A 2,446-nucleotide genomic window follows, 5' to 3' on the forward strand; every position below is an offset into this window, starting at 1 on the left:
GAGGAAATAGGGCAGGATGCGAAACAGGAGCGGCAACCGGACATAGAAGTCGTCGCCGCCCTCGAACCGCAGGTAGAATGCGACGAACAGCGCCGCCGCGGTGGCGAGGAGGTCGTGGAGCGCGATCAGGAAGTTGCGCAGGGTGAGATGCGAAAGTCGCGTCATCCGCCGACCGATGAATTTTCCAGTGTTCGACAACCTGACGCGCTGATAGCCCATCTCGCCGCCACTTGCCAGCAGGCAGGGATCAGGAACCGGCGGCCCCCGCGCCTGAACCGGAGCGGCGCGTCCCGAGGACGATCCCGCCGGCGACGCCGACGCCCAGGACGTACATCCATCCCTCGTGGAAATCGAACAGGTGGGAGTTGAACAGCGAAGTGAAGACGTTCTGGACCACGACCAGGAGTCCGATCCAGTTGGCGAGCCCGTCGCCGCGAAACAGCAGCAGATGCGCGAGCCAAATGGCATAGAGGACGACGATGCCGATGGCGCCCCATTGCACCGCCACGTTCAGCGTCTGGTTATGGGGGTTGCCGATCACCTCCTTCGAGACCTCGGTGCCGCTGGTCGCGGCCTGCTCGAACAGGCCTCGCGTCGATCCGGTACCGTGCCCCACGACCGGCGCCTCGGCGAAGAAGCCCAGCGATTTGCGCCAGTACTCGATGCGCAGCCCGACAGAAGTCGCAAGACCCCGCTCCTTGTAGAGCCGATATTCGATCGAGAACCTGTCCGCGGTAGCGCGCAACTGCGGCGAGGCCTGCCAGGCAAGCAGCGTGAGCACGACCAAGCTGCCGAAAATGACCAGTATGCTCCGCCATTTCAGATGGAGCAGCGCGAACACCGCGAACATGATCGGCACGGTCACGAGCGCCGTGCGCGAGACGATGACGAAGGCCATGTTGACGAAGAAGCTCAACGCCAGCGCCATCAGCAGCCCGGCGAGGACGAACTTGCGCGCGCGCAGCAGCGTCACGATCGGATAGGCGAGCGCGACCGCGCACAGCGTGAACTCCTGGCTCTGGTCGATGTAGTTCTTGACGAAGATGCCCCGGTCGGCGCTCTCGTGCTTCAGCGACAGGCTCGGGTCGAAAGCGACGAGCCAGGACATGACGGACAGCAGCGCGCAGGAGACGAGAAAGGCGACGAATACCCAATGCCCGCGTGAGGAGCGCTCGAAATGGTAGAGCAGGACGGGAAGCACGAGCAGCTTGACCGTCGGATTGACGGCATGGAGCCGCGTACTCCAGTCCGCGTCCGACCACAGCGTTCCCACGAGCGCCAGCACGAACAGCGCGATCGGCGCCGCGCAGATCGGCCGCTTCAGGAACTGCAGGAAATCCCCGAGATCGAGAAACGGCACCATGCAGACCAGCATCGCGGCGTTGAAGATCGCGGCGAGCGAGGTTGACCAGGGGAGCGAGGCCGCCGTCAGCACGGCGAAGACGTCGACCGTCTCGCGCCACGCGGCAGGATCGCGCAGCCGCCGGCCCAGCATCGCGCCGATGGGCTTCCCGGCAAGCGTCATTTGCCTCCGCCCCGCGCGCGGTCGACCAGCGAGGTCGTGCTGAAGCCGGGCAGGACGTCGACCAGCATGACGGCGCCGCCGCCGGCCTCGACGATCTCGTGGCCGACGACCTGCTCGCGGGTGTAGTCGCCGCCCTTCACCAGCACGCTCGGCCTGATCTGCGCGATCAGGCGGAGCGGCGTGTCCTCATCGAAGATCACGACGAGATCGACCGCTTCGAGCGCCGCCAGCACCTCGGCCCGCGCCCGCTCGTCCTGGACCGGGCGGTCGGCGCCCTTGAGCCGCCGCACCGAGGCGTCGCTGTTCAGCCCCACGATCAGGCGGTCGCAGGCGGCGCGCGCGGCGGTCAGCACCTTGACGTGGCCGGGATGCAGGATGTCGAAGCAACCATTGGTGAAGCCGACGCGCAGGCCCTGCCTGCGCCATTCGGCGAGCTGCTGCTCCAGCGCGCCCGCCTCGAGCACGATCTTCTCCTCCGCCGCGAGATAGGCGTGGGGCAGGATCCTGCGCCGCAGCTCCGCGGCGCTCACGCTCGCGGTGCCCTGCTTGCCGACGGCGACCGCGGCGGCCGCATTCGCCATCCGCAACGCAACCTCCCAGTCGGCGCCCGCGGCAAGCGAAGTCGCGAGCACGGCGGCGACCGTGTCGCCCGCGCCGGAGACGTCGCGCACCTTCACGGGATGGGCGGGAATGTGGATGGCCTCGCCGTTGCGCGGCACCAGCGTCATGCCGCGCTCGCTCTGCGTCACCAGAATGGCCTCGCAATCGGCAAGCTGCATCACGTCCTGCGCGGCGGCGACGATGTCCTGCTCGGTGTCGGCGCGGCTGCGGGTAGCCTCGGCGAACTCCTTGCGGTTGGGCGTGAGCAGCGTGGCGCCGCGATAGATCGCGAAATTCAGGCTCTTGGGATCGACGATCACG

General features: G+C 67.3%; 2 protein-coding genes. Both read right to left on the reverse strand.

The window, feature by feature from the left end; genetic code table 11:
• Positions 1 to 247 precede the first annotated feature (247 nt).
• The gene (locus tag KGM94_RS24885) at positions 248 to 1,525 is read right to left on the reverse strand and encodes an O-antigen ligase family protein (RefSeq protein WP_300265301.1); all 1,278 of its coding nucleotides are present in this window, start codon (positions 1,523 to 1,525) and stop codon (positions 248 to 250) included.
• A partial coding sequence (rfaE2, locus tag KGM94_RS24890) for a D-glycero-beta-D-manno-heptose 1-phosphate adenylyltransferase (RefSeq protein WP_300265304.1) occupies positions 1,522 to 2,446 on the reverse strand: 925 nt, incomplete at its 5' end. The genes KGM94_RS24885 and rfaE2, both read right to left, overlap by 4 nt.

This window comes from Bradyrhizobium sp. (assembly GCF_028868675.1).
Classification (GTDB): Bacteria; Pseudomonadota; Alphaproteobacteria; order Rhizobiales; family Xanthobacteraceae; genus Bradyrhizobium.

Coding starts and splice junctions, on each gene's coding strand:
- KGM94_RS24885 (WP_300265301.1), bottom strand. CDS start 1,525: ATGACGCTTGCCGGGAAGCCCATCGGCGCGATGCTGGGCCGGCGGCTG.